The following is a 6,038-nucleotide window of genomic DNA, read 5'->3' as shown; positions in this document are numbered from 1 at the left end:
GACATCTTGACGTTGGCGAGGTCAACGCCGGAGTTGTCCGCTTTGACGCGAACCTTGACGTTGTAATCGACCACTCGCTTGATACAGGCCAGCACCTTCATTATTTCTCCCCCGATGGCTATTGGTGCCCCAGCTTATCCTGCAGGCACTGACCCGCGTATCGACCATTCGGGTTAGACAAGCCGCCTAGCGCGGCATGTAATCTCGCTGCCAGCGCCGCGGAATCTTCAGCGACACCAGCCCCAGTACGGTGGCAAAACCGGCACTGAACAGCATGGCCCGAAGCCCGAAGTGCGCCTCCAGCAATGCCCCCAGTACAGCTCCCAGCAACATCCCGGTCCAGGGCACCAGTTGCACTCGCCAGCCGCTGTGCCGTTCCCCCAGCATCCAGCGCCCCAGCCCCCGGCCAAAACGCGACAACGCGCCGGTCACATACGTCAGCCCCACCGGCAGGCCGTTAACCTGCTCCACAGCGGCATTGAGCATGCCCATGGCCACAATTGCCGCCAGCAATGCCGGAACCCGGGTATCGAACGGCAACAGCGCCGCCGTGCACAACAGACCGGCAATCACCAGCATCAAGGGTAACGCCCGGCGACCGCTCAAACGCCCCAGCAAAACACCCACGGCGTTGCCCGTAATAAACGCCAGCACGGCAAAGATCAGGCGTAGCGCCATGGACCCATCACCCTCGCCAATCGCCACTGCCATTCGGGTCGTGTTACCACTCATGAACGAGACGAAATCGCCGGTGGCCAGAAAGCCGATGGCATCGGTCATGCCCGCCAGTACCGACAAACTTGCGACCAACCCCAGCCCCACCCGGCCGCGCCAGGCACGCACACGCTGATGAAGGGGGTTGCTGGACCTTCTAAGTGGCACAGGAAGCATCGATCGGGCCCTCAGGCTTAAATTGTAAGAAAATCCCCATATTGCACAGGTATAACCGAACCAATATCGAAAAAGGCGTCTAATAGACACTTTGACTCAAGGAGGAGAATCATAGGACGTTTACACACGACAGGGATCAACGCCCGAGAACCCCCACTCGCCGCGTCCAGGCAGGTCAGCCTTAATGGACCTAACCAGAAGAGCCCCATGACCAAAGCTGTTTGGAACACCCCCCGACTCAAGCCTTATCTGCTCGGCGTCATCCCCGCGCTACTCGTCGCCGGTGCGATCACGCTGGCAGTGCATGCCGATAAAGTTTTTGCCCAACCCATAGACGGTGTGCAGACACTGGTTTTCATGCGCCATGCGGAAAAACCTGCCGACGGTCTTGGGCAACTCAATTGCCAGGGACTGAACCGTGCCATAGATTTGGCGACCCTGCTGCCACAACGCTATGGCAAGGCCGATTACGTATTTGCCGCCGACCCTTCGCGCCAGGTTGAAGAAGGCGCCGACGATGACGCCTACAGTTATGTCCGGCCGCTGATGACCATCAATCCCAGCGCCATCAAACTGGGTTTGCCGATCAACCTGGAGTACTCGGCCAACGATACCCGGGCCCTGGCCAACGAGTTGACTGACGACAAGTATCACAATGCAACCATCTACACCGCATGGTCCCATGGCTATCTGCCCGAGTTGATCAACGGCGTCGCCAGCAAAGCCCTGGGCAAAAAGACCACACTGACTGACGACTGGTCCGGCGGTGACTTTGATTCCCTGTATGTGCTGACCCTGACCTGGAAAGACGGCAAGGCCAGCCTCCTTAGCCGGGTGGACAAGCAGGGCCTGAACAATGGCGCCAAAGGTTGCCCGACCTGACGGGTCAGCTCCTGATCGAGCCCGGGGCCATGCTCGCCGCCGCCCTGCAATCGCTGTAAAACCAGTGACGTACCACAGTTTCTGGCTTTTCCCGGGCCTGCTGGCGTTTAATACGGCCCACGCTGCGGGCCCGGTCGCGATGCACCGGCCGTTTAAAATTTATCTCTGCCCATGACGCACTCCCGACGTAAAAAGCGGTCACATGCGGCAACCACTTTCAACGCTGGCCATTGCATCAGGCCCGGCACGACCAACTGCTTATTTGCGAACGAACCAAGGTACTTGCATGAAGATCAACGTTATCGGTTTGCCTTTACTCCTGGCTGCTGTCTTGGGCCTGGCGGGCTGTGCATCACCTACGGTCGTGACCCTGCAAAACGGCACGCAATACCTGACCAAAGACCAGCCAAAAACCACCGGCAAGGATGGCTTTTACGAATTCGTCGACATTGCCGGCAAGCACATCAAAATCAAGGCCGCTGACGTCGCCACCGTTAAATCGGACTGACCCCCGGTCACTGGCAAGTTGCTCCTGGGCAAGCAGCCACCCCCCGGACTGTGCGCTCAGGTATGATGCCGCGCTATTTCCCAGCGTTCGGTAATTCTTTATGTCCAGTCTCTCCTCACCCAGACCCGCCCGGGGCTGGTCATTCTGGTGGAAGCCTTTGCTGTTCCTGCTGGTCGCGGGGATCGGTCTGTACTACGTCAAATGGTCGCCCTACTACTTCAAGGCGTTTGTCGCCGCCGATAACCACAGCATCGGTGCGTCGATCCTCAACGACAATCAGGGCGAACCCGTTGCCGCTGCACTGGCCTATGCCAAGGTGTATTTCCTGGCGATCTGGAAAGCAGCCGTCCTGGCGGTCATTCTCGGCTCACTGATTCAGGTCCTGATTCCCCGCGACTGGCTACTGCGCCTGTTTGGCAAGGCCGGGCTGGGTTCGACCCTGCGCGGCGGCCTGTTCGCCCTGCCTGGCATGATGTGCACCTGCTGCGCCGCACCTGTGGCCGCCGGCATGCGCCGGCAAAAAGTCTCGGTCGGTGCGGCACTGGCTTTCTGGATCGCCAACCCGGTCCTCAACCCGGCCACCCTGGTGTTCATGGGCTTTGTACTGGGCTGGGGCTTTACCGCGCTGCGTCTGGTCGCAGGGGTGATACTGGTGATCGGCGTGTCCCTGATTGCGCAGCGCATCTCGCGTCCCGAGAGCATCCCTGAAGCAGCCCTGGATGCCGTATCGGAAGCCAGCGTGATCGATCAGCAGAATTTCTTCAGCCGCTGGGGCCGCACGCTGTGGCAACTGTTCTGGAACACCATCCCGGTCTACCTGCTGGCAGTCCTGCTGCTGGGTGCGGCGCGGGTGTGGCTGTTCCCCCATGTGGACGGTGCCATGAGCGACAGCCTGATGTGGCTGGTACCGCTGGCCATTATCGGCACCCTGTTCGTGATCCCGACGGCAGCTGAAATCCCGATTGTGCAAACCATGATGGCTCTGGGCATGGGCACCGCCCCTGCCGTAGCGCTGCTGATGACCTTGCCGAGCGTGAGCCTGCCGTCATTGTTGATGCTGCGCAAAGACTTCGACGCCCGGGTCCTGATCAGCGTGGCGCTGATGACCATGCTGGTGGGCGTGCTCAGCGGTCTGGCGGGGATGTGGTTGCTCTGAACCCTGCACCGGGGGCTGCTATTGCCCCCTACCCTGCAGGAGCGAGCTTGCTCGCGAGCTCTGTGTCATAAAAAGCCTGCTCGCGACCCAGGCACCACGGTCGCCCTCCCCCCTCTCACACCGCCACTGTAGTTGCCTTTTAACATCATCAAACCCTTGTTCTAGAGCGGCCCATTAAGGTTTAGTTAAGTTTCGCGCGCTAGTGTGACCGGCGAGTCACAAATGACTCGCATTAACTATTAACCCGCTCTGCCACAGAGGTTGAATGATGGATAATAAAGTCACACAGTCATCGGCTGCAGCATGTTCCCCTCCCGAAACAGAACATGCCGACGCAGCGCTTCACCTTATTGTCGAAGGTTTTTTACATTTTCATCGGGAGGTCTTTCCGCAACAGAAAGACCTGTTCAAAAAACTGGCCACGGCCCAACGACCAAGGGCAATGTTCATTGCCTGCGCAGATTCACGCATCGTCCCCGAATTAATCACCCAGAGTGCCCCCGGAGATTTGTTTGTGACCCGTAACGTCGGCAATGTCGTGCCACCTTACGGCGAGATGAACGGCGGCGTATCAACGGCCATCGAATACGCCAACCTGGCACTGGGCGTGCAGCACATCATCGTTTGCGGGCACTCCGACTGTGGCGCGATGCGCGCTGTGCTCAACCCCCGCAGCCTGGACAAAATGCCCACGGTCAAAGCCTGGTTGCGCCATGCCGAAGTTGCCAAAACCATGGTCCAGGAGAACTGTGCCTGTACCAATGAAGCCGAAGGCATGCACGCCCTCACCGAAGAAAACGTGATTGCCCAGTTGCAGCACCTGCGCACTCACCCGTCCGTGGCCTCGCGCATGGCCAACGGACAATTGTTCATCCATGGCTGGGTCTACAACATCGAAACCAGTCAGATCAAAGCCTACGATGCCGAGCGCGGCTGTTTTCTGCCTTTGGACAGCCTGCAAGACATCCCTTGCGCGACCCCCAGAGCGCGCTTCTGACCCCTCCTTGCCACCGCATTACACAGTTCAGACAAGCCTGGATGCGCCTCAATAAACCTCAGGGAGAATCATCATGCGTGCTGCACAATTAAAAGCTGTACTGCCACGGGAGCTGCTGGCCTCGGTGGTGGTGTTTCTGGTCGCCCTGCCCTTGTGCATGGGCATTGCCATCGCCTCCGGGATGCCGCCGGCCAAAGGCCTGATCACCGGGATCATCGGTGGCCTGGTCGTCGGCTGGTTGGCCGGCTCACCGCTGCAAGTCAGTGGTCCGGCCGCCGGGTTGGCAGTCCTGGTCTTCGAGTTGGTGCGCCAGCACGGCATGGCCATGCTGGGGCCGATCCTGCTACTGGCCGGCTTTCTGCAACTGGTGGCCGGGCGTCTGCGCCTGGGATGCTGGTTCCGCGTTACGGCCCCGGCCGTGGTCTACGGCATGCTCGCCGGGATCGGGGTACTGATCGTACTGTCACAAGTGCATGTGATGCTCGACGGCGTCCCCCAACCGTCGGGGCTGGATAACCTGACAGGCTTCCCGGCCGCCGTGGCCGAGGCCATTCCCGGTCTTGGCTGGCAAGCCGGCCTGCTTGGCCTGACCACCATGCTGGTGATGTGGGCCTGGGATAAATTACGCCCGCATAAATTGCGTTTTGTCCCCGGCGCCTTGCTGGGCGTGGGCCTGACCACGGGTGCCAGCCTGCTGTTGGCCTTGCAGGTCAAGCGCGTGCAAGTCCCGGAAAACCTGGCAGACGCCATCGACTGGCTACGCCCTGCCGACCTGCTCAACCTGGCCGACCCCAGCCTGCTGGTTGCGGCGTTCGCCGTGGCGTTTATCGCCAGTGCCGAAACCCTGCTCTCGGCGGCAGCCGTTGACCGCATGCACAATGGCCAGCGCTCCGACTTCGATAAAGAACTGTCGGCGCAGGGTGTCGGCAACATGCTGTGTGGCCTGGTCGGAGCCTTGCCGATGACCGGCGTCATAGTGCGCAGTTCGGCCAATGTACAGGCAGGTGCCACGACGCGGCTTTCGGCGATGTTCCATGGCGTCTGGCTTTTGGCTTTTGTATTGCTGCTGTCCAGTGTGCTGCAAAGCATTCCGGTGGCGAGCCTGGCGGGTGTACTGGTCTATACCGGGATCAAGCTGGTGGATCTCAAGGCGTTTCGTGGTCTTGGGCGCTATGGGCGGATGCCGATGTTTACCTACGCGGCAACAGCGCTGGCGATCATCTTCAGCGACTTGCTGACCGGGGTACTGGTGGGCTTTGGTCTGACCCTGGCGAAACTGGCGTGGAAGGCATCGAGGCTCAAGATCAGCCTGATTGAACTGCCCGTGGCGGGTGAAATGGAGTTACGCCTCACCGGCGCGGCAACCTTCCTCAAGGTTCCGGCCTTGACCCAGATACTGTCGCGGGTGCCTGCTGGTAGCAGCGTGCATGTACCACTCAACAACCTGAGCTATATCGACCACTCGTGCCTGGAACTGTTTGAGGAATGGGGCCGGGCCAATGCGGCCAAGGGATCCAGACTGATGATCGAACCACGGGGCCTCAAGCGTCGCCTGGAAGGCAGGATACGCACGACTACAGGGTTAGGCTCGGCTTAACGACAAC

General features: G+C 60.0%; 6 protein-coding genes and 1 pseudogene. 5 read left to right on the top strand and 2 right to left on the bottom strand.

Going from position 1 to position 6,038, the window contains the following annotated elements:
- Positions 1–101: pseudogene (locus FEZ21_RS12795) on the bottom strand (electron transfer flavoprotein subunit beta/FixA family protein); the annotation flags it as partial.
- Between the two features lie 85 nt (positions 102–186).
- The gene (locus FEZ21_RS12790; protein ID WP_165439689.1) at positions 187–891 is read right to left on the bottom strand and encodes a YoaK family protein; all 705 of its coding nucleotides are present in this window, start codon (positions 889–891) and stop codon (positions 187–189) included.
- Between the two features lie 207 nt (positions 892–1,098).
- Between FEZ21_RS12790 and FEZ21_RS12785 the strand changes: the two genes are divergently transcribed.
- From FEZ21_RS12785 to FEZ21_RS12765, 5 genes are all read left to right on the top strand, one after another.
- The gene (locus tag FEZ21_RS12785; RefSeq protein WP_003446489.1) at positions 1,099–1,773 is read left to right on the top strand and encodes a histidine phosphatase family protein; all 675 of its coding nucleotides are present in this window, start codon (positions 1,099–1,101) and stop codon (positions 1,771–1,773) included.
- 286 nt (positions 1,774–2,059) lie between these two features.
- Positions 2,060–2,281: a YgdI/YgdR family lipoprotein gene (locus FEZ21_RS12780; protein WP_003446487.1), complete on the top strand. Its 222-nt coding sequence runs from the start codon at positions 2,060–2,062 to the stop codon at positions 2,279–2,281.
- A gap of 100 nt (positions 2,282–2,381) precedes the next feature.
- Positions 2,382–3,437 carry a permease gene (locus FEZ21_RS12775; RefSeq protein WP_029612989.1) on the top strand — a complete coding sequence of 352 codons (1,056 nt, stop codon included), beginning with the start codon at positions 2,382–2,384 and terminating at the stop codon, positions 3,435–3,437.
- A 268-nt stretch (positions 3,438–3,705) separates the two neighbouring features.
- Complete coding sequence (locus tag FEZ21_RS12770) at positions 3,706–4,434, top strand: carbonic anhydrase (protein WP_160627340.1); 729 nt, start codon at positions 3,706–3,708, stop codon at positions 4,432–4,434.
- A gap of 73 nt (positions 4,435–4,507) precedes the next feature.
- Positions 4,508–6,031, top strand: a complete 1,524-nt coding sequence (locus FEZ21_RS12765) for a SulP family inorganic anion transporter (RefSeq protein WP_003446481.1) — start codon at positions 4,508–4,510, stop codon at positions 6,029–6,031.
- The last annotated feature ends 7 nt before the right edge of the window (positions 6,032–6,038 follow it).

It is taken from the genome of Pseudomonas sp. 9.1(2019) (genome assembly GCF_009910445.1).
GTDB classification, from domain to species: domain Bacteria; phylum Pseudomonadota; class Gammaproteobacteria; order Pseudomonadales; family Pseudomonadaceae; genus Aquipseudomonas; species Aquipseudomonas paraversuta.
Note: the sequence above shows the minus strand (reverse complement) of the source record. Positions and strands in the feature narration are given on the sequence as shown.